Origin of the sequence: Variovorax sp. SPNA7 (genome assembly GCF_033807855.1) — a bacterium.
Classification (GTDB): Bacteria; Pseudomonadota; Gammaproteobacteria; order Burkholderiales; family Burkholderiaceae_C; genus Variovorax; species Variovorax beijingensis.
In genome coordinates this window covers 512,978-533,872 of the sequence record NZ_CP138513.1, presented here as the reverse complement: position 1 = coordinate 533,872, position 20,895 = coordinate 512,978, and the positions used below count along the sequence as shown (strand labels likewise).

At 68.7% G+C, this 20,895-nt stretch carries 18 protein-coding genes and 1 pseudogene; 7 read left to right on the top strand and 12 right to left on the bottom strand.

Annotated features, from left to right (window positions below):
• Window positions 1-7: 7 nt before the first annotated feature.
• Together RZE77_RS02385 and RZE77_RS02380 are read left to right on the top strand one after the other, a co-directional pair.
• Window positions 8-643, top strand: a complete 636-nt coding sequence (locus tag RZE77_RS02385; protein WP_319440532.1) for a YceI family protein — start codon at window positions 8-10, stop codon at window positions 641-643.
• Window positions 644-647: 4 nt separating this feature from the next.
• Window positions 648-1,292, top strand: a complete 645-nt coding sequence (locus RZE77_RS02380) for a LysE family translocator (protein WP_319440531.1) — start codon at window positions 648-650, stop codon at window positions 1,290-1,292.
• A gap of 10 nt (window positions 1,293-1,302) precedes the next feature.
• Here RZE77_RS02380 and RZE77_RS02375 read toward each other — a convergent pair whose 3' ends face one another.
• The 7 genes from RZE77_RS02375 to argS all read right to left on the bottom strand — a co-directional run bounded on the left by RZE77_RS02375 (window position 1,303) and on the right by argS (window position 9,397).
• Entirely contained in the window at window positions 1,303-2,907 is a 1,605-nt protein-coding gene (locus RZE77_RS02375) for a phospholipase D family protein (RefSeq protein WP_319440530.1), read from the bottom strand.
• A gap of 10 nt (window positions 2,908-2,917) precedes the next feature.
• Window positions 2,918-4,510: an RNA polymerase factor sigma-54 gene (locus tag RZE77_RS02370; protein ID WP_319440529.1), complete on the bottom strand. Its 1,593-nt coding sequence runs from the start codon at window positions 4,508-4,510 to the stop codon at window positions 2,918-2,920.
• Between the two features lie 17 nt (window positions 4,511-4,527).
• Complete coding sequence (gene lptB / locus RZE77_RS02365; RefSeq protein WP_307656391.1) at window positions 4,528-5,322, bottom strand: LPS export ABC transporter ATP-binding protein; 795 nt, start codon at window positions 5,320-5,322, stop codon at window positions 4,528-4,530.
• On the bottom strand, window positions 5,319-6,038 hold the full coding sequence (gene lptA / locus RZE77_RS02360; RefSeq protein WP_319440528.1) for a lipopolysaccharide transport periplasmic protein LptA: 720 nt from the start codon (window positions 6,036-6,038) through the stop codon (window positions 5,319-5,321). The genes lptB and lptA overlap by 4 nt, the downstream gene beginning before the upstream one ends.
• A 148-nt stretch (window positions 6,039-6,186) precedes the next feature.
• A complete protein-coding gene (locus RZE77_RS02355) occupies window positions 6,187-6,834 on the bottom strand; it encodes a thiol:disulfide interchange protein DsbA/DsbL (RefSeq protein ID WP_319440527.1) in 648 nt (215 codons plus the stop codon).
• A 144-nt stretch (window positions 6,835-6,978) separates the two neighbouring features.
• Window positions 6,979-7,704 (bottom strand): SPOR domain-containing protein, encoded by a 726-nt coding sequence (locus RZE77_RS02350; protein ID WP_319440526.1) that lies wholly within the window; start codon window positions 7,702-7,704, stop codon window positions 6,979-6,981.
• 7 nt (window positions 7,705-7,711) lie between these two features.
• Window positions 7,712-9,397: an arginine--tRNA ligase gene (gene argS, locus RZE77_RS02345; RefSeq protein ID WP_319440525.1), complete on the bottom strand. Its 1,686-nt coding sequence runs from the start codon at window positions 9,395-9,397 to the stop codon at window positions 7,712-7,714.
• Between the two features lie 131 nt (window positions 9,398-9,528).
• Here argS and RZE77_RS02340 point away from each other — a divergent pair, with 131 nt between their 5' ends.
• A complete protein-coding gene (locus tag RZE77_RS02340) occupies window positions 9,529-9,861 on the top strand; it encodes a hypothetical protein (RefSeq protein ID WP_319429028.1) in 333 nt (110 codons plus the stop codon).
• Window positions 9,862-9,946: 85 nt separating this feature from the next.
• On the opposite strand, the gene RZE77_RS02335 is transcribed toward RZE77_RS02340, so the two are convergent.
• From RZE77_RS02335 to RZE77_RS02315, 5 genes are all read right to left on the bottom strand, one after another.
• Window positions 9,947-11,992: a spermidine synthase gene (locus RZE77_RS02335; protein ID WP_319440524.1), complete on the bottom strand. Its 2,046-nt coding sequence runs from the start codon at window positions 11,990-11,992 to the stop codon at window positions 9,947-9,949.
• A 6-nt stretch (window positions 11,993-11,998) separates the two neighbouring features.
• Entirely contained in the window at window positions 11,999-12,451 is a 453-nt protein-coding gene (locus RZE77_RS02330; RefSeq protein ID WP_047784255.1) for a DUF2214 family protein, read from the bottom strand.
• Window positions 12,452-12,513: 62 nt separating this feature from the next.
• Window positions 12,514-13,485, bottom strand: coding sequence for a LysR family transcriptional regulator (locus RZE77_RS02325; protein ID WP_319440523.1), 972 nt, complete (start codon window positions 13,483-13,485; stop codon window positions 12,514-12,516).
• Window positions 13,486-13,521: 36 nt separating this feature from the next.
• Entirely contained in the window at window positions 13,522-14,712 is a 1,191-nt protein-coding gene (locus RZE77_RS02320; RefSeq protein WP_319440522.1) for a CaiB/BaiF CoA transferase family protein, read from the bottom strand.
• Window positions 14,705-15,646 (bottom strand): hydroxymethylglutaryl-CoA lyase, encoded by a 942-nt coding sequence (locus tag RZE77_RS02315; protein ID WP_319440521.1) that lies wholly within the window; start codon window positions 15,644-15,646, stop codon window positions 14,705-14,707. Before RZE77_RS02315 ends, RZE77_RS02320 begins: the two co-directional genes overlap by 8 nt.
• Before the next feature lie 124 nt (window positions 15,647-15,770).
• Here RZE77_RS02315 and RZE77_RS02310 point away from each other — a divergent pair, with 124 nt between their 5' ends.
• The 4 genes and pseudogenes from RZE77_RS02310 to RZE77_RS02295 all read left to right on the top strand — a co-directional run bounded on the left by RZE77_RS02310 (window position 15,771) and on the right by RZE77_RS02295 (window position 20,874).
• Window positions 15,771-16,511, top strand: a complete 741-nt coding sequence (locus RZE77_RS02310; protein WP_319440520.1) for an IclR family transcriptional regulator — start codon at window positions 15,771-15,773, stop codon at window positions 16,509-16,511.
• 111 nt (window positions 16,512-16,622) lie between these two features.
• Complete coding sequence (locus tag RZE77_RS02305) at window positions 16,623-17,300, top strand: haloacid dehalogenase type II (protein ID WP_319440519.1); 678 nt, start codon at window positions 16,623-16,625, stop codon at window positions 17,298-17,300.
• A gap of 55 nt (window positions 17,301-17,355) precedes the next feature.
• Window positions 17,356-19,530, top strand: coding sequence for a malate synthase G (locus tag RZE77_RS02300; protein ID WP_319440518.1), 2,175 nt, complete (start codon window positions 17,356-17,358; stop codon window positions 19,528-19,530).
• A gap of 106 nt (window positions 19,531-19,636) precedes the next feature.
• A pseudogene (locus RZE77_RS02295) lies at window positions 19,637-20,874 on the top strand (MFS transporter).
• The last annotated feature ends 21 nt before the right edge of the window (window positions 20,875-20,895 follow it).

Below are 20,895 nucleotides of genomic sequence, written 5' to 3'. Positions count from 1 at the left end.
CATTGCCATGAAGAAGCTCCTCCTCGCTGCCGCGCTGTCTGCCGCGGCGGCCCTTGCCACCCCCGCCCTGGCACAGGACTACACCGCGCCGCCCGTCGCCGCCAAGCCCGCGGCCGGCCCGGTGAAGAACGCCAGCTACGTGATCGATCCCACGCACACCTTCGTGATGTACGAGATGGGGCATTACGGCACCACCACCAACCGCGGCCGCTTCAGCACCAAGGACGGCTCGGTGCAGATCGACGCCACCGGCAGCAGCGGCAAGGTCGACATCACGATGGACATCAGCTCCATCAACACCGGCGTCGACCTGCTCAACCGCCACGTGCAGAGCAAGGATTTCTTCAACGTGGCCGAATTCCCGACCGGCCGCTTCGTGGCGGACCGCATCGAATTCAGCGGCGACAAGGTGGTCGACGTGCCGGGCACGCTCACGCTGATGGGGCAGGCCAGGCCGGTCACGCTCAAGGCCGTGCGCTTCAACTGCTACCTGAACCCGCTCATCAACCGCCAGGTCTGCGGCGGCGATTTCGAGACGACGGTGCAGCGCAGCGACTGGGGCATCACCTGGGGCCTGAACTTCGGCTTCGAGAACAAGGTGAAGCTGCTGGTGCAGGTCGAAGCGGTCAACGTGCAGCAATAAAGCCATGAACGACATCACGGTTCCACTGCTGGGCATCGCGGGCGCGATGATCGTCGGGGCCATGAGCCCCGGCCCGAGCTTCGTCATGGTGGCGCGCACCGCCGTGTCGTCGTCGCGCGGCGATGGCCTGGCCGCGGCGTTGGGCATGGGCGCGGGCGGCGTGGTGTTCGCGATTGCGGCGCTGGTCGGGCTGCAAGCGGCATTCCTCGCGGTTCCGGCGCTGTACCTGGCGGTGAAGCTGCTTGGCGGCGCCTACCTTGTGTACCTGGGCATCCGCATCTGGCGCGGTGCGCGTGAGCCGCTGTCCGCTGCGCAGGACGAACGCGCGGCCGCAGGCACGGGCAATGCACGGCGCGCGTTCCTCCTGGGCATGGGCACGCAGGTCAGCAACCCGAAGACTGCGGTGGTCTACGCCAGCATCTTCGCGGCCTTCCTGCCGCGCGAGGTGCCGCTGGCGCTGGCGCTCGCGGTGCCGGCGGTGATCTTCTGCATAGAGACCGGCTGGTACGCGGTCGTCGCGCTGGCGCTATCGTCGGCGGCGCCGCGCTCGGCCTACCTGCGCTACAAGGCCTGGATCGACCGCGCGGCCGGCGGCGTGATGGTGCTGCTGGGTCTCAAGCTGCTGTCGGGCGTGCGCAGCAGCAGCTGAGGCGCGCGGACTACAGCAGGCTCTCGGGCGTCAGCGGCGCCAGCAGCTCGAGCATGGTGCGGCCCCAGAAATCGGAGTCGGGCTCCTCGGCCAGCACCGTGGTCCGGCCGGCCTCCTCCTCGCTGATCCACTCGATGCGCGCATTGCCACTACCCTTCGCAAAGCGCAGCCGGTAGGCGCCCTGCTGCTTCAGCACCTCGATGAGCTTGAGCGTCTGCTGCGCCATCTCGGGGCTGCGGATGAACAGGCCGATCTCGGTGTTGTGCGTTTCGGAGCGCGGGTCGAAGTTCATCGAGCCTACAAAGAGAACCTGCCGATCGATCACCGCCGACTTGGCATGCAGCCGCCCCACCGAAGTGCCGAACAGGCCGAGGCGCACGCTGCGCCGCGTGCGCGTGGTGCTCAGTTCGTACAGCTCGGCGCCGAGCTCGAGCATCTCGGGCCGGTAGCGGCGGTAGGCGGTGTGGACCAGCGGCTCGTCGGTGGCGGCGAAGGAATTGGTGACGATGCTGATCTTCACATTGCGGCGGCGGATCTCGCGCATCACTTCGAGCCCCGCCTTGCCTGGAATCAGGTAGGGCGAGACCAGCGTCACCTCGGAGCGCGCGCGGCGCATCTGCTCGACCACGTTGTAGCGCACGCTGTCTACGTCGAGCAGCGGCACGCCGCCGTACGAGGCGGTCTTGCCGATCACGCGCTCGGGCGAATCGGCGTACGCCTCGGCCAGGGCCCAGATCAGGTTGAGCTTGCCGGCATCCAGGTCTTCGGCGATCGGGCTGTAGCCGAGCAGGTCGTTGGGCGCGGGCCTGGGCGGCGGCGGCGTGGTGCCGGGGCCGGTGGCGGCCTCGAAACGCTTCTGCAGCTCGTCTTGCGGCAGCTCGCTGGCCACCACCGACTGGACCGGCCGCACGTAGGCGCTGTTCCAGTACTGGTCGAACAGCGCGCCCAGGCGCGGAATCAGCGCACCGGCCACGAAGGTGTCGAGATCGAGAAAATTCTCGCCCGCCGTGCGCCTGAAATACTGGTTGCCGATGTTGCGCCCGCCCGCCACCGCCATGGCGCCATCGGCGATGAAGAGCTTGTTGTGCATGCGCCGGTTGACGCGGCTGAAGTCGAACAGCGAGGCGGTGAAGCGCCTGAGCAGGCTGCCGCGCCCGGCCGGAAACGGGTTGAACAGGCGCAGTTCGACGTTCGGCGTGGCGGCCAGGCCGAGCAGCAGTTCGTCCTCGCCCGAGGTGTAGAGATCGTCCATCAGCAGCCGCACGCGCACGCCGCGCCGGGCCGCATCGCGCAGCGTGCGCAGCAGGTAGCGGCCGGTCTCGTCGTTCTCGATCTGGTAGTACTGCACGTCGAGCGTGCGCTGGGCGCGGCGCGCGAGCTGGATGCGGGTGTCGAAGGCGAAGTCGCCGCCCGGCATCAGGCGAAAGCCGCTGAGGTCGGGGTCGGGCTGCGAAGCCAGCGCGATCCTGCCGAGCGCGGTGTCGGCCGAGGCGGCCATGGCCTTGGTGGGCGGGCGCGGCGCCTCGTCGGGCAGGGTGGCGCAGCCGGCGAAGAGCAGCGCCGCCGCCATGGCGAAGGCCCATTGCCCACAGCGCGACAGCAGGCGGCGGGCCATCGGCGGCTTTCTACAGCGCCTTGCGAAGGTTGGCCGGCGCGATGCGCAGGGCCTCGCGGTACTTGGCCACGGTGCGGCGCGCGCACTCGATGCCCTGCTCCTTGAGCATCTCGGAGATCTGGCTGTCGGACAGCGGCTTCTTGATGCTCTCGGAGCTCACGAACTGCTTGATCAGCGCGCGCACCGCGGTGCTCGACGCATTGCCGCCGGTCTCGGTGCCGAGCGCCGAGCCGAAGAAGTACTTGAGCTCGACGGTGCCGAAAGGCGTGGACATGTACTTGGCCGTGGTCACGCGCGAGATGGTCGATTCGTGCAGGCCGAGTTCGTCGGCAATCTCGCGCAGCACCAGCGGCCGCATCGCGAGCTCGCCGTGCACGAAGAAGCTCTTCTGCCGCTCGACGATGGCGTTGCTCACGCGCAGGATGGTGTCGAAGCGCTGCTGGATGTTCTTGATGAACCAGCGCGCCTCCTGCAGCCGCTGCGACAGCGCCTGGCTGCCCTCGCCCTTGTGCGACTTGAGCGCGCCGGCATAGATGTCGTGCACGCGCAGCCGCGGCATCACCTCGGGGTTGAGCATGACGCGGAACTTGGCATTGGTGCCGCGGCCGACCTTGGTGACGATCACGTCGGGAATGACGATGTTGCGCTCGACGTCGACAAAACGGCGGCCCGGCTTGGGCTCCAGGCGCGAGATGACCTGCAGCGCCGAGCGCACCAGCTCTTCGTTGGTGCGCGTGAGCGTGGCCAGGCGCTTGAAGTCGCGCCGCGCGAGCAGCTCCATCTGCTGCTTGCAGATGGCGATGGCGGTCTTGCGCACCAGCGCCTGTTCCTCGGTCTCGCTTTCGCTCGCGAGTGCGCGCAGCTGGATGCAAAGGCATTCGCCCAGGTCGCGCGCGCCCACGCCGGCCGGCTCCAGGCTCTGCAGCAGGCCGAGCGCCACCTGGAAGTGGTGCACCAGCTCGTCGAACTGGTCGTTGTCGTCGCCCGCCAGGCCCGAGGCCAGCGCCGGCAGCGAATCCTCCAGGTAGCCGTCGTCGTTCAGCGATTCGATCAGGAAGCGCAGCGCGGCGCTGTCGTTCTCGTTGAGCCGCAGGCTCAGCGCCTGCCGGTGCAGGAAGGACTGCAGCGACTCCTGGCTGCGCGCGAGCTCGGTGGCGTCGGCGCGCTCGTCGTCGCCCAGGTTGTTCTGGCGCGCGGGGGCATCGCTGCCCCATTCGCTGTCGTCGGGCGCCATGTCGACGGTGCCGTCGCCTTCCCAGTCGGGCTCGCGCTCGGTGGCATCGGCGGCGGGAACATCGGACTCGGCCGTGGAGGCGGTTTCGCTGGACGTGCTGGTCGTGCTGCTGGCCGGGGCCGAGGCGAATTCGCCCTCGGCGGCTTCACCGGCCTCGTCGCGCGGCACCGGCGTGTCGATGGCATCGAGCCCGAATTCCTCGCGCGCGGCTTCTTCCGCGGTGCGTTCGAGGAACGGGTTCTCGTCCAGCATCTGCTCCACTTCCTGGCTCAGTTCGAGCGTGGACAGCTGCAGCAGCCGGATCGACTGCTGCAGCTGGGGCGTGAGCGCCAGGTGCTGCGAAACGCGAAGGGACAGCCCTTGCTTCATGGAGACCGACTCCTCCCTTACATCCGGAAGTGCTCGCCGAGGTACACCCTGCGTACTTCGGCGTTGTCGACGATCTCCGAGGGTGTGCCTTGTGCCAGCACGTGCCCGTCGCTGATGATGAACGCGTGATCGCAGATGCCCAGCGTCTCACGCACGTTGTGGTCGGTGATGAGCACGCCGATGCCGCGCTCCTTCAGGAAGCTGATGATCCGCTGGATCTCGATGACCGCGATCGGGTCGATGCCGGCAAAGGGCTCGTCCAGCAGGATGAAGCGCGGCTGCGTGGCCAGCGCGCGGGCAATCTCGACCCGGCGCCGCTCGCCGCCCGAGAGCGCGAGCGCGGGCGAATCGCGGAGATGGTCCACCCGCAGGTCGGCCAGCAGGCCGGAGAGACGCTCCTCGATGCGCTGCTTGGTCAGCGGCGCGGGCTTGCCGCTGGCGTCGGGTTCGCGCTGGAGCTCGAGCACGGCGCGCACGTTTTCCTCGACCGTGAGCTTGCGGAAGATGGACGCTTCCTGCGGCAGGTAGCTCAGGCCCATGCGCGCGCGCCGGTGGATCGGCATGTGGGCGATGGGCTCGCCGTCGATGGTGATCTCGCCCGCGTCGGCCCGCACCAGCCCCACGATCATGTAGAACGAGGTGGTCTTGCCGGCGCCGTTGGGGCCGAGCAGCCCCACGACCTCGCCCTTTTGCACGTCGAGCGAGACATCCCGCACGACCTTGCGGCTGCCGTAGCTTTTCTGCAGGCCGCGCACCACCAGGCGGCTGCCCGGCGTGCCATCGGCGTTCTGGGTTCCAGCGGTTTCGATCACTTGCGCCTTTCCCCTTCGCCGCCCAGCGTGGTGGTCGAGCGCAGGCCGGCGCCGGGCGCCGGCTGGGGCGCGGCCGCCGCCGGCGCAGCGCGGCCGCCGGCGGCCGCCGAGGCACCGGGGGCCGGCGCGGTGGCGCTCTTGGGCGTGAGGATGGTCCGCACGCGCCCGCCCGCCGGTGCGTTCACGCCCGTGTTGGGCGGCACGGTGGAACCGTTGACCGTGTAGGTGTCGTTGCTCTGGTCGTAGACGATGAGCGCGCCGGTGCTCTCGTCGTTGGGCGTGGCGCCGATCAGCCGGCGCATGACGGCATTGCGGATGAACTTGACGTTGTCGGCGCGGCTGTCGTACTCGATGACCTCGGATTCGCCCTCGATCCACTCGTCGGGCGCGTTGCGCTTCTGCTTGTAGTAGGCCCGCTTGCCGGGCGCCGCCGTGACCACGCCGTACTGGTAGCCCTCGGCATCCTGGCGCACGTCGATGCGCGCGCCGCGGATGATGATCGTGCCCTTGGTGACCAGCACGTTGCCCGTGAACACGCTCGTCTGTTTGAGATCGTCGTAGCGCATCGCATCGGATTCGATGTTCATCGGCTTGCTGCGGTCGGCGGTCTCGGCCAGCGCGCCCGAGGCGAGGCCGGCCAGCAGCAGCGCGCCGGCGGCCAGGCGACCGATGCGGCGAACGAAGGGGATGGTGTGAGGATAGGAGGGCAATGTCATAGAGGCACGAAACTTGCTCTGAACCATTGTATGCGGCGGATCAACCCCAGCCACCAACGCCGATGAAAAAGGCCCGCCGAGGCGGGCCGGTGTCGCCCCCTGCAAGGGGGTGGGCGCAGCGGACACGAAGTGCCGCGCAGCTTGGGGGTCAGCCCTTTTTCGCTTCGCCGACCAGGTAGTTGGTGACCTGCAGCGCCTTGGTCATGTTGCCGGCCAGTTCGCCGTCCACGTACCAGCGGCCGGCCACGGCCAGCGCTGGAACGCCGGCCACCTTGTAGGCGTCGGTCAGCTGCGCGGCGCGCTTGGCCTTGCTGGCCACGCCGAAGGAGGTGAAGACTTCCTTGAACTTGGCGCTGTCTAGGCCGTTGGCTCCAGCCCAGGCAATGATGTTGGCATCGCCGTTCACGTTCTGGCGCTGCTTGTGGATCGCGTTGAAGACCTTCGGCTGGAATTCTTCGATCTTGCCCATGGCTTCGAGCGCGTAGTACAGGCGCTGCTTGGCCTCGACGTCGTTGCCCACGAAAGGCACGGGCACGCGGCGGAAAGCCACTTCCTTGGGGGCCGTCTTGAGCCAGGCTTCCAGCTGCGGCTCGAAGTCGTTGCAGTGCGGGCAGTTGTACGAGAAGAACTCGATCACCTCGACCTTGCCCGCCGGTGCGTCGACCGGCACGCGCTTGTCGAGCACCAGGTACTCGGTGCCGGCCTTGGGTACGCGCGCCTGGGCGTGCGCGGTGTTGCCAGCCAGCGAAAGCAGGCCCAGCGAGGTGGCGGCCAGCGAAAAGTCACGACGTTTCATTGAAAGAGTTCTCCTGTTGGGTACGGCAGACTGAGCCGGCGCGCCGCGCGGAGTTCCCGCTTGCGGCATGCCCAGGACGATCCTGGCGGCGGCCCGTGCCGCGCGGCGAAGCTTAAAGAATATCCGCAGCGGCTGCCGGCGAGCTCAGCGCTGCACGCGCACGAGCGCCGATTCGAGGCCGCCGCTGTCGAGCCGTTCCTTCAGGCGATCGGCATCGTCCTTCTTGTTGAACGGACCCGCGCGCACCCGGTAGACCGTGCGGCCGGCCTGCTCGCGCTCAGTGACCCGGGCCTCGACGCCCATCAGCGACAGCTTGGCGCGCTGGGCCTCGGCATCGTCGGTGGTGCGGAAAGCGCCCGCCTGCACGAAGTACATGAACGGATCGGCACCCGGCGCCGCGCTGTTGCTGCTGGGCGCGGCAGAGGCCGTGGTGGTGCTGCCGCCAGAGCGCGCGCGGGCCAGGTCGCCGAGCGGATCGTTCGACGGCGGCAGGGAATTGGCCTCGGCCGGCACCGGGGCCGGACGTGCGGGTTTCGGAGCCACCACCACCGGCACCGGCGGAGCGGGCGGCGCCGCACCCGGCGCCACGGCCGCGGTGTCGCCGCCGGCCGGTGGCGCCACCGGGCCGGCCGCGGCCGGCGGCTTGGGCGCGCCGGCCTTGCCGGCCAGCGGCGCGTTGGGGTCCCAGTCGCGGTTCTTGCGGGCTTCGGCTTCGTCCTGCTCGGCGCCGCCGCGCTGGGTCTTGGTCACGAACGGGATCGGCACCTTGGTCACGTAGACCGCGATGCCCAGCGCGACACCCAACCCCAGCACCAGGCCGACGATGAGCCCGATGACGATGTTGCCGCGTTGTCTGGTTGTCTTCTTCATAGTCAGTTCACATCTTGCTCGGCGCACTGACGCCGAGAATCGCGAGGCCATTGTGCAGCACCTGCGCGGTGGCTGCGACGAGCGCGAGCCGCGCCAGCTTGACCGGCTCGTCGTCGACCAGGATGCGCTCGGCGTCGTAGTAGCTGTGGTAGCTGGCCGCCAGTTCGCGCAGGTAGAAAGTGACGTCGTGCGGCGCGAAATCCTTGGCGGCGGCCGTGAGCATGGCCGGGTACTTGGCCAAGAGCAGCATGAGCGCCTGCGCGGCCGTGCTTTCGAGCGGCGACAGGTCCACGTCCTTGAGCGCGGCCGCATCGCCGCCCCAGCCCGCCAGCACCGAGCAGATGCGCGCATGGGCGTACTGCACGTAATAAACCGGGTTGTCGTTGTTCTTGGTCACGGCCAGGTCGACGTCGAAGGTGTATTCGGTGTCGGGCTTGCGGCTCAGGAGGAAGAAGCGCACGGCGTCGGTGCTGGTCCACTCGATCAGGTCGCGCAGCGTGACGTAGCTGCCGGCGCGCTTGCTGATCTTGACCTCTTCGCCGCCCTTCATCACGCGCACCATGGTGTGCAGCACGTAGTCGGGATAGCCCTCGGGAATGCCCACGCCCGCGGCCTGCAGGCCGGCGCGCACGCGCGCGATGGTGCCGTGGTGGTCGGTGCCCTGGATGTTGACCACCTTGTGGAAGCCGCGCTCCCACTTGGCGATGTGGTAGGCGACGTCGGGCACGAAGTAGGTGTACGTGCCGTCCTGCTTCTTCATCACGCGGTCCTTGTCGTCGCCGTAGTCGGTCGACTTCAGCCACAGCGCGCCGTCCTGCTCGTAGGTCTTGCCGGCGGCCACGAGCTTGCGCACCGCCTCCTCGACCCGGCCGCTGGTGTAGAGGCTCGATTCGAGGTAGTAGTTGTCGAAGCGCACGCGGAAGGCCTGCAGGTCCAGGTCCTGTTCGCGGCGCAGGTAGGCCACGGCGAATTCGCGGATGGAGTCGAGGTCGTCGATGTTGCCGCTGGCGGTGTATTCGCGGTCGTCCGACTTGACGGTCTTCTTCGCCTTGAAGTCTTCGGCGATGTCGGCGATGTAGTCGCCGTTGTAGGCGGGCGCCTTTTCGCCGCTCGGCCATTCGGGGTCGCCGGGCTTGAAGCCGCGGGCGCGCAGCTGGGTGCTGTTGGCCAGCGTCTGGATCTGCACGCCGGCGTCGTTGTAATAGAACTCGCGCCAGACCGTGTCGCCCTGCGAGGCGCGCAGGTTGCAGATGGCGTCGCCGAGCGCGGCCTGGCGGCCGTGGCCGACGTGCAGCGGCCCGGTCGGGTTGGCCGAGACGAACTCGACCAGCACCTTTTCGCCGGTGGCGGGCTGTTGCCCGAAGGCGCCGGCGGCGGCCAGCACTTCGCGCACGATCTGCTGCTTGGCAGCGGTCTTGAGGCGGATGTTGAGGAAGCCGGGGCCGGCGATCTCGATGGCTTCGACCCACTGGCCGAAAACCGGGGTGGCGAGCAGCGCGGCACTGAGCTCCTCGGCCAGTTCGCGCGGCTTGCGCCCGAGCGGCTTGGCGAGTTGCATGGCGGCCGTGCTGGCGAAATCGCCGTGGGCAGCCACCTTGGGCGACTCGAACGCGGCTTTGGAGCCAGCGCCGGGCGAGAGGGATTCGAGCGTGTTCGCGAGCGCCGCGAGCAGCTCCTGTTTGACCAATAGCATCTGCGAATTTTACCGGGGGGCCAACCCGCGCCAGTTAACGATCGTCATCCGATGCGCAGCATCGCCCGTTACGATGGGCAGCCCCGGGGCGGGGCACCTGTCAAAAACCACACTTGCAAGGACATGTCACCATGAAGAAGTTCCTTTCCCTGGTCGCCCTGGGCGCCTGCCTTTCCTTCGGCGCAGCACAGGCACAAGACAAGGCCCCCGCGCCGGCAGCCGCACCGGCCGCCACGGCCGCCGCCGCAGGCACCGGCTGCGAGGCCAAGGCCATCGACAAGAACGGCAAGGCCCTGGCCGGCGCCGCCAAGACCAGTTTCGTCAAGAAGTGCGAAAAGGACGCCAAGGCAGCCGCGGCGCCCGCCTGCGCGGCCAAGGCGGTCGACAAGAATGGCAAGGCGCTGGCGGGTGCCGCCAAGAACAGCTTCATGAAGAAGTGCGAAGCGGATGCCGCCAAGGCCTGACGCCACGGCGCGCTGAAGATTGCGCGCCAAGAAGGAAAGAGCCCGCCGCGCGCGGGCTTTTTTCATGGGGCCGCGCCGGCGGCTGCTACTTCAGTACGCCCAGCAGATTGTTGAAATCGTCGGTCCAGGGACGGGCGCCGGCGCGCAGCGCAACGGGCGAGACCGCGCCGCGCAAGGGCTCCCGCGCCAGCACGGCCGGGTCGCGCGCCACCAGCACCCAGTCGGTCGGGTCGAGCGATCTGGAGGCTTGCGCGTCGTCGCTCACGAGCACCGCATGCAGGCCCTTCAGCTCGGCAATCCGCGCGACCACGGGCGCCAGCTCGAGGAAGCGGTTGGTCACGTGAAAGGCCACGACGCCGTCCGGCTTCATGTGCCGCAGGTAGACGTCCATGGCCTGCGCCGTGAGCAGGTGGACCGGCACCGCATCGCCCGAGAAGGCGTCCACCGCGAGCAGGTCGAAGCCCTGCGGCGGCTCGCGCTCCAGCGCCAGCCGCGCATCGCCGAGCACGCGCTCGATGCGCGCCGGGCTGTCGCGCAGGAAGGTGAATTCGCTGTCCGCGAGCTCGAACACCTGCGGATTGATCTCGTAGATCCGGTAGACGTCGCCGCTTCGGCCGTAGCTCGCGAGCGTGCCAGCGCCCAGGCCGATCAGCCCCACGCGGCGCGGCCCGGCTGGTGCGGCGGCCATCGCGCGGCCGATGCCGGAGGTGGCGCCGTAGTAGGTGGTGGGTTCGCGCCGGCGGGACGGGTCCAGGAACTGCTCGCCATGCTTGATGGAGCCGTGCGACAGCAGCCGCACGCTGTCCGTGGGATGGAGGCGCCGCACGTCGAAGGTGATCAGCGCGCCATGGAAATTGCGCATCAGGTGGCGCGCGTCCGATCTGTCGCTCGCGATCTGCGCCATCAGGAAGTACGCGCAGCCGGCCGCCAACGCCACGCCGGAAATCCGCAGCCAGATCCGCTGGCGCAGAACGGCGGCCGCCGCGAGCGCCGTCAGCACCAGGCCGATGCCCAGTTCGTAATACGCCGGCAGCACATGCGGCGCCACCAGCCCGACCGTGGCGCCGCCCAGCGCGCCGCCGAGCGCGAGCATCAGGTAGAAGCGCGTGAGATAGCGCGGCGCCGGCCGCAGCCGGGCGGTTTCGCCGTGCAGGAACATGCACAGCACGAACAGGCCGCCGACATAGATCGGCAGCCCCGTGCGCACATCCGAGCCGACGTGGTTCTGCAGCCCGAAGGCGCACAGCAGCAGCACGCCCGCCGCCAGCGGCAGGAAGACGCCGCGCCGGTACCAGCGGTCGCTCTCGAAGCACAGCACGAAGGTGAACAGGTACAGCGACAGCGGCAGCACCCAGAGAAACGGAACCGCCGCAACGTTCTGGGTGATGTGGTTGGTCACGGCCAGCAACAGCCACGAGGCCAGCGCCGGCAGCGCGAGCCAGAGCAGGCTGTCGGACCAGCGCGGCGGCTTCTCGCTGACGTCGGCGGCCGTGGCCTGGCCCTGCGCCTGCGGCGCCGGCACGGCCGCGGGCCAGCGGTAGGCCACGAGCAATGTCGTGCCGGCGCACAGCAGCACGAACAGGCCGTAGCCCCACGACCATCCCGCTGCCTGCTGCAGCAGCGAGCTGCGCGGCTCGATCAGCACCGGATAGCTCAGCAGCGACAGCAGCGACGCCAGGTTGGAAAGCGAGAAATACCGGTACACCCGCGCGCTCCAGGGCGTGCGCGCCACCCACGACTGCACCAGCGGGCCGGTGGTCGACAGAAGAAAGTACGGAAGGCCGATGGTCGCGAGCAGCAGCCCGAGGATCAGCCACGCCGGGTCTTCGGCGCCGGTTGGCTTCCAGCGCGCGGCCACCACGATCGGAAGGAACGCCAGGCTCGCCAGCAGCAGCCCCACGTGCAGCGTGGCCTGCGCCCGCACGCGAAGGCGGCGCGTGACCCAGTCGGAGTACGCATAGCCCGCGAGCAGCACGGCCTGGAAGAACACCATGCAGATCGACCACACGGCGGCCGAGCCGCCGAACCAGGGCAGGATCTGCTTGGCGATCAGCGGCTGGACCAGGAACAGCAGGAACGCGCTGCTGAAGATGGTGCCGGCAAACAGAAGCTGGATGCCGGTGCGTCCCATGCAGGCCTACTTGCCGAAGCCGCGCGCGAGGAACACGGCGACCAGCGGAATCAGCGCGATCAGGTGGGCCTGCACCATCACCAGCCTGCGCGTCTTGCGGATGTCGGCCTCGGCCGGCAGCGTGCCGTTGGCGCGCAGCGCCTTGCGCCAGCGGAAGTAGGTGAGCGTCGGGAAGATCGAGAGCACGCCGATGATGATGAACAAGCCGAGCTTCACATGCAACAGCGGGTTGGTCCAATACCACGCCGTGCCCTTCACGCCCCACACCGTGCGGGCAATGCCGGTGGCCAGCACCGCGATGGCGGCCATGCCGTAGACCATGTCGACCTTGGCGAGCCGCTCCACCACGGCGGCATTGAGCCACTGCACGCGGCACAGCGCCGCTTCGCTCGAGATGAAGACGACCATCGTGAGGATGGCCAGCAAGTGCAGGTAGGCGAGGATGGCTTCGAGGGTCATCGATGGCTTTCTTCTTCAATGGGGTTGCAAATGCTTGCAGATTGTGACGCCGCTCGCGCGCTTTACCCCCTGCCGCCCCAGAATTCGGGCCGCCCGTACTGCTCCTTGAGGAAATCAAGCCACAGTCGCACCCGCAGCGGCAGGTGCTTGGTGCCCGCGAAGACCGCGTAGATGCCGTTGGGCGGCGCGGCGAATTCGTCCAGCAGCGGCACCAGCAGGCCGGCATCGATCTCGGCTTCCACTTCCCAGGTGCTGCGCCACGCGATGCCGTGGCCGGCCAGGCACCAGTCGTGCAGCACCTGGCCGTCGGAGCAATCGAGCGGGCCTTCGGGCCGCAGGTAGATCAGCGCTTCGCCGCCCTCCTCGCCAGCGCCCGACGGGGCGCGCTCCGGATCGCGCTCCTGGGCGGCGCGCGGAACGCGGAACGCCCAGCCGCGCGTCTGCGAGGCATCGCTCGACAGCGTGAGGCAGGCAAAGCGCGACAGCTCGTTCGGATGCCGCGGCATGCCGTGGCGGCGCACGAACTCCGGCGTGGCGACGCAGCGGCGGCGGTTGTCGGCCAGCCGCACGCTGACCAAAGACGAGTCGGGCATGTCGCCCACGCGCACCGCGCAGTCGAAGCTCTCGCCGCGCACGTCGACCACGCGATCGCTGAGGTTCAGCGAGATCGTGACCTCTGGGTGCAGCGCATGGAAGCGCGGCACCAGCGGCGCCACGTGGCGGCGGCCGAAGCCGGCCGGTGCCGTGACGCGCAGGTGGCCGCTGGCCTTGACGCCGCCGGCGCTCACGCTCGCTTCGGCATTGGCGAATTCGGTCAGCAGGCGCTGGCAGTCCTCGAGAAAGGCGCTGCCTTCGTGGGTGAGCGTGATGCGCCGCGTGGTGCGCACCAGCAGCTTGACGCCCAGCCGCGCCTCCAGCGCGTCGAGCCGGCGCCCCATGATGGCGGGCGCCACGCCCTCGGCCTTGGCCGCGGCCGTGAGACCGCCGCGGGTCGCGACCGAGACGAAGGATTCGAGTTGCTTCAGGCGGTCCATGGCGCCCGAACTATATATCCCGGGTTTCGCGCGGGTTCAGCCGGCGGCGCCGGCTTGGCGCGACTCGAACGCGGCGATCTCTTCCTCGCTGTAGCCCACTTCCCTCAGCAGCTCGCCCGTGTGCTCGCCGACGCGCGGCGGCTGCAGGCGGATGCCGAGGCGCTCGCCGTCGAGCGTGAAGGGCATCAGCGGCACCTTGGCCATGTGGCCGTCGTTCATGCGCACGGGGGCGAGGCCGCCGGTGGCGTTGAGGTGCGGGTCGTCGAACAGCGCCTGCGGCTTGGTGATGGGCGCGAAGGGCAGCTCGTTCTGCTCGAACACCGCGCTGAGTTCGGCCGCGCTGTAGCCGGCCAGGTGCGAGCGCAGGATCGGCATCATCCAGTCGCGCGCGAGCACGCGGTCGTTGTTGGTCTTCAGGCGCGGATCGGCCAGCATTTCTTCCAGGCCGAAGGCCTTGCAGAAGATCGCCCACTGCTTGTCGCTCACGGCGGCGAGGAATATCTGCTCGCCGTCCTTCACGGTGAACACGTCGTACACGGCCCAGGCCGAGATGCGGCTGGGCATCGGGTCGGCCGCCTTGCCGGTGGCGGCGAACTGCATCATGTGCTGCGCGACCAGGAACACGTTGTTCTCGAACAGCGCGGACTGCACCTCGCAGCCCTTGCCGGTGAGCTCGCGCTGGCGCAGCGCGGCCATCGCGCCGATGGCGCCGAACATGCCGCCCATGATGTCGTTCACGCTGGTGCCCGCGCGCAGCGGGTCGCCGGCGCGGCCGGTCATGTAGGCCAGGCCGCCCATCATCTGCACCACTTCGTCCAGAGCCGTGCGATGGTCGTACGGGCCGGGCAGGAAGCCCTTGTGGCTCACGTAGATGAGGCGCGGGTTGAGCTGCTTCAGGCTGTCGTAGTCCAGGCCCAGCTTCTTCATGGTGCCGGGCTTGAAGTTCTCGCTCACGATGTCGGCCGTGGCGACGAGGCGCAGCGCGGCCTCCACGCCCTCCCGTGTCTTGAGGTCGAGCGCGATGCTCTTCTTGTTGCGGTTGAAGGTCGGGAAGAAGCCCGAGCCCGAGCCGAGCAGGCGGCGCGTGCTGTCGCCCTCGATGGGCTCGACCTTGATGACCTCGGCACCGAGGTCGGCCAGCAGCAGGCCGCAGGTGGGGCCCATCACCATGTGGGTGAACTCGACGACGCGGACGCCGGCGTACGGCAGGGGTTGGGATTCAGGCATGCGGGGAGGTTTCCTGTTGAACGGCAAAGCCCTTGGGCAGGCCGGCTTCAGGCGTCATGCCGTAGACCGGTTCGCCGGGCAGGCCGGCCATGAGCGGCGCGCGCGCCGCAATGAGCTTTTGAATGTCGATGCCGGTGCGAACGCCCATGGCCTCGAACATGAAGACGAGGTCTTCGGTGACCGCGTTGCCCGAGGCGCCGGGTGCATAGGGGCAGCCGCCGAGGCCGCCGAGCGAGGCGTCGAAGGTGCGCACGCCCTCGTCCCAGGCGGCCAGGCAGTTCGCAATGCCGAGGCCGCGCGTGTTGTGCATGTGGGCGGCGCCGGCGTGCGTGCCGAGCTCGGCGCGCAGGCGCCTGAAGAGCCGGCGCACCTGTGCGGGGTTGGCATAGCCCACCGTGTCCGAGAGGCCCGCTTCTTCCGCGCCGGCCTCGATGCACTGCGCGGCGAGGCGGATCACGTCGTCCTCCGGCACCAGCCCCTGCAGCGTGCAGCCGAAGGCAGTGGAGATGCCGGCCTCGAGCCTCACATGCGGTGCCATCGCGCGGCGCAGCTCGGAGATGGCGCGCACCTCCTCGACCATCTCGGTCGGCGTCTTGCGCACGTTGGCAAGCGAGTGCGCCACGCTGGCCGAAACCGGCATCGTGAGCTTGTGCACGCCCGCTTCGAGCGCGGCCTGCGCGCCCTTGCGGTTGGGCACCAGCGCCATCACGGTGAGGCCGGGCAGGGTGATGGCGTGGCGCACCACCTCGGCCGCGTCGGCCATCTGCGGCAGCAATCTGGCAGGCACGAAGGACGCGACCTCGATCTCGCGCACGCCGGCCGCGTAAAGCGCATCGATCCAGCGCAGCTTGTCAGCCGTGGGCATGGTGGCCTTGACCGATTGCAGGCCGTCGCGCGGGCCGACCTCGCTGATGAGGACATCGGGGGGTGTCATCGGTTTCGTCTCCTTGGAGCGATCGGGCGATGGGCACTGACCGCTTGACAGTTCTATCTTGCAGAACTAAATTCCGTTAAACAGAATTAAACCGCCGAACGACTTGCCCTGTCAAGCGAACGCCATGCCCCGCAAAGCCCAGACCGAATCGGTTTCAGACCTCAATGCCGCGCCCGGCGGCGCCGCCGCGGTCGACCGCGCGCTGAGCCTGCTCTCGGCGTTCCAGCCCGGCGACGAGGCGCTGTCGCTCGCGCAGTTCGCCGAGCGCACGCAGCTCTACAAAAGCACGGTGCTGCGGCTGCTCGCCTCGCTCGAACATGCGCGGCTGATCCGCCGGCAGGACGACGGGCGCTATGCGCTGGGCGCGGAGATCGCGCGGCTGCACGGCCTCTATGCGGCGTCGCTTTCGCTCGAGCGCATCGTGCTGCCGGTGCTGCGCGCGCTGGCCGCGGCCACGGGCGAGAGCGCGGCGTATCACGTGCGGCAGGAACAGGGCGACAGCTGGGTGCGGCTGTGCCAGTTCCGCGTCGACTCCTCGCACGTGGTGCGCGACCACGTGCGCGCGGGCGACCTGCTGCCCAACGACCGCGGTGCGGGCGCGCGCGTGCTGATCGCCTTCGGCCCCGAGGCCGATCGCCCGCGCGGCGCCAGGGAGCGCAAGCTGCACGACGCGATCCGCGCCCAGGGCTACTGCGCGCTGGTGGGCGACCGCACGGCCGAGCTGGCCGGCATTTCGGCGCCGGTGTTCCATGCCGACGGCCGCCTCGCCGCGGCGGTCACGCTGACGATGCCGGCGCACCGCTACGACGCGCGCCACATCGAGCCGGTGCGCGCGGCGGCCCGCGAGCTGAGTGGAACCCTCTGACAAAAAGAAGGAGAAAACGCAGGTCTTCCTGCGATTACCTTCATTTTTGTCACTGATAAATCCCGATCCTGGTTATTACTAACCGGCAAAGTATCGAATAAAGTCCAAGCCATGGATCAACCCGGCGCAGTGCTCTTCGATGCCTACGGCACCCTGTTCGACGTCTACAGCGTCGGGCAGACGGCCGAGCGGCTGTTCGCGGGTCACGGCCAAGCGCTTGCCGCGGGCTGGCGCGACAAGCAGATCGAATACACGCGCCTCGTCACCACCAGCAACCACGGCGCGCACTACCGGCCCTTCGGCGAACTCACGCGCGCCGCGCTGCGCTACACCTGCAAGCGGCTGGGCCTCGACCTGACCGAAGCCGCCGAGCAGCAGCTGATGGACCAGTACCGCACGCTCACGGCCTTTCCCGAATGCCGCGAAGTGCTTCAGGCGCTCAAGGACCGCGGCGTGGCCACCGGCATCCTCTCGAACGGCGACCCCGGCATGCTCGATGCCGCCGTGCGCAGCGCCGGGCTCGACGGTCTGCTGGACCACGTGCTGAGCGTCGATGGCATCCGCAAGTACAAGACGCATCCCGATGCGTACCAGCTCGGCGTTGCCGCCACCGGCCTGCCGCCCGGGCGCATCGCCTTCGTGAGCTGCAACGGCTGGGACGCGCTCGGCGCCACCTGGTTCGGCTTCCGCACGCTCTGGGTCAACCGCTACCAGCTCCCGTTCGAAGAACTCGGCACGCAGCCCGAACGCATCGGCAGCAGCCTGCGCGACGTGCTCGGGTTCTTCTGACAGACACCGCTCCTCATTTCATTCAGCATTGCACCGTTCTCAAGGAGAGAAAAACATGACCGCCCGCACCACCACCCACGGCCTCCAGGTTGCGACCGAGCTTCACCGCTTCATCGAAGACAAGGTCCTGCCCGCCAGCGGCGTGGCCAGCGATGTTTTCTGGAAGGGCTTCGACGCCATCGTCCATGACCTCGCGCCGAAGAACATCGCGCTGCTCGCAGAACGCGACCGCCTGCAGGCCGAGCTCGACGCCTGGCACAAGAAGAACCCCGGCCCGATCGCCGATATGCCGGCCTACCGCGCCTTCCTCGAGAAGATCGGCTACCTGCTGCCGCAGCCCAAGGGCGCGAAGGCCACCACCGCGAACGTCGATTCCGAGCTCGCGCTGCAGGCCGGCCCGCAGTTGGTGGTGCCCATCCTCAACGCCCGCTACGCGCTCAACGCCGCCAATGCGCGCTGGGGCTCGCTGTACGACGCGCTCTACGGCACCGATGCCATTCCCGAAACCGGCGGCGCCGAAAAGGGCAAGGGCTACAACCCCGTGCGCGGCGCCAAGGTCATCGAATTCGCGCGCAACGTGCTCGACCAGGCCGCGCCGCTCGAAAACGGCTCGCACAAGATGGCGACCGGCTACAGCGTGAAGGACGGCAAGCTCGTCGTCGCGCTGCAAAGCAGCAGCACCGGCCTGGCCGACCCCGCGCAGTTCGTCGGCTACCAAGGCGATGCGGCCGCGCCGTCGTCGGTGCTGCTGAAGCACAACGGCATCCACCTGGACATCCGCATCGACCGCAGCACGCCGATCGGCAAGGGCGATGCCGCCGGCGTCAGCGACCTGGTGCTCGAAGCCGCGCTCTCGACCATCCTCGACCTCGAAGACTCGGTGGCCGTGGTCGACGCGGCCGACAAGGTGGTCGCCTATTCCAACTGGCTCGGCATCGTCGAGGGCACGCTCACCGAAGAAGTCGCCAAGGGCGGCAAGACCTTCACGCGCGGCCTCAACCCCGACCGCGAGTACACCGGCGCCGACGGCCGCCCCGTGAAGCTGCACGGCCGCTCGCTGATGTTCCTGCGCAATGTGGGCCACCTGATGACCAACCCGGCCGTGCTGTATGCGGGCGGCAAGGAAATTCCCGAAGGCATCCTCGATGCCGTGGTGACCACCACCATTGCGATGATCGACCTGAAGCGCAAGGGCAACTCGCGCACCGGCAGCATCTACATCGTCAAGCCCAAGATGCACGGCCCGGCCGAAGTGGCCTTTGCGAGCGAGCTGTTCGGCCGCGTCGAGCGGCTGCTCGGCCTGCCCGCCAACACCGTGAAGCTTGGCATCATGGACGAGGAGCGCCGCACCAGCGTGAACCTCAAGGCCTGCATCGCCGAGGCCGCCGCGCGCGTGGCCTTCATCAACACCGGTTTTCTCGACCGCACCGGCGACGAGATGCACACCGCCATGCACGGCGGCCCGATGATCCGCAAGGGCGACATGAAGTCCAGCGCCTGGATCGGCGCGTACGAGAAGAACAACGTGCTGGTCGGCCTCTCGTGCGGCCTGCGCGGCAAGGCGCAGATCGGCAAGGGCATGTGGGCCATGCCCGACCTGATGGCCGCCATGCTCGAGCAGAAGATCGCGCACCCCAAGGCCGGCGCCAACACCGCCTGGGTGCCCTCGCCCACCGCCGCCACGCTGCATGCGCTGCACTACCACCAGGTCAGCGTCACGGCCGTGCAGCAGGAGCTCGAGAAGATCGACGCCGACGCGGAGCGCGACAACATCCTGAATGCGCTGCTGCAGGTGCCCATCGCGCCCGCGGCCAACTGGACCGAGGCCGAGAAGCAGCAGGAGATCGACAACAACGTGCAGGGCATCCTCGGCTACGTGGTGCGCTGGATCGACCAGGGCGTGGGCTGCTCCAAGGTGCCCGACATCCACAACGTGGGCCTGATGGAGGACCGCGCCACGCTGCGCATCTCGAGCCAGCACATCGCCAACTGGCTGCTGCACGGCGTGGTGACCAAGGCGCAGGTCGACGAGACCTTCCAGCGCATGGCCAAGGTGGTCGACGAACAGAACGCCGGCGACCCGGTGTACCAGCCGATGGCCGGCCACTTCGCAACCTCGGCCGCGTACAAGGCGGCGCAGGACCTGGTGTTCAAGGGCATCGAGCAGCCGAGCGGCTACACCGAGCCGCTGCTGCATGCGTGGCGGCTGAAGGTGAAGGGCGAAGCCTGATCGCGCCTGCGCATCGGCTTGAAAACGACGGCGCCTCGGGCGCCGTTTTTCTTTGGCATGCCGTTAGGATTCGTGCTGCCTCGGTCTCCAGCGCCGCGCCTCCCCCATGACCCACTCCCCTGCCTCGGCACGTTCGGCCACATCGATGCTGATCGTGCTGGCCTCCGCTTTTGCTCTGAGCCAGGCCTTTCGCACCGTCGGCGCGATGATGGCCACGCCGCTCGCACAGCATTTCGGCCTCACGGCCCAGGCGCTGGGCTTGTGGGCCGGCACCTTCCATTTCGTGTTCGGCGCCACGCAGCTCGCGATGGGTGTGTCGATCGACATCTACGGCGTGCGGCGCACGGTGCTCACAGCCTTTCCGCTTGCCATTGCGGGCGCGGTGCTGTGTGCAGCCGCGCCCAGCTTCCATGCGCTGCTGCTCGGTCAGGCCATGATCGGCGTCGGCTGCGCGCCGGCCTTTCTTGCCTGCACCGTGTTCATCGCACGGCACTTCGAGGCCGCGCGCTTCACGGCCATGTCGGGTCTCGTGATGAGCATGGCGGGACTGGGCATCCTGTTTACCGGCACGCCGCTCGCGCTGCTGATCGAAGCCGCGAGCTGGCGCGCGGGCTACGCCTGCCTCGCGGGCTTCGCGGTGCTGTCGTGGGGCTTCGTGTTCTGGCGCGTGCACGAACCACCGCGCGCGGCGCCGCACGAACGCCAGACGATCGCCAAGGCCGTGCGCGAACTGCTGCCGCTCTTTGCCATGCCGCACACGCTGGGCCGCTGTGCTTTGCCTGCGTGTCATATGCGGCCTTCATCACCCTGCGCGGCCTTTGGCTCGGCCCCGTGCTGCACGACCGCCATGGGCTGTCGCTGGTCGGCAGCGGCAATGTGGCGCTGGTGATGACCATCGCCGGCATGATCAGCCCCGCCATGTTCGGCCGCCTCGACCCGGGCGGCGCGCGGCGCGGCCGCTGGCTCATGGGCTGCGCGTTTGCGGCCGCGGTGATCTTCGCGTTCATGGCGTTCACGCATTCGCTCGCCGTCGACATCGGCCTGCCGATCCTCTATGGCCTGCTCTCGGGCTACTCGGTGCTGCAGTATTCGTACACGCGCGCCGCCTATCCGGCGGCCATGACGGGGCGCGCGCTGTCGCTGCTCAACATGGCGATGTTCCTCGGCGTGTCGCTGATGCAGTGGACCACGGGCGTGGCGGCGTCGTGGGCCGCGTCGAACGGCGTGGAGCCGTTTCGCGCGGTGTTCCTCACGATCACGGCCATGCTGGCGGTGGGCACCCTGGCGTTCCTGTTGCTGCCGCGTGCGCACGAAAAATCGGGCCTCGCCTGCGCGCAGCCCTGAGCGGCATCGCGCAGGCGCAAG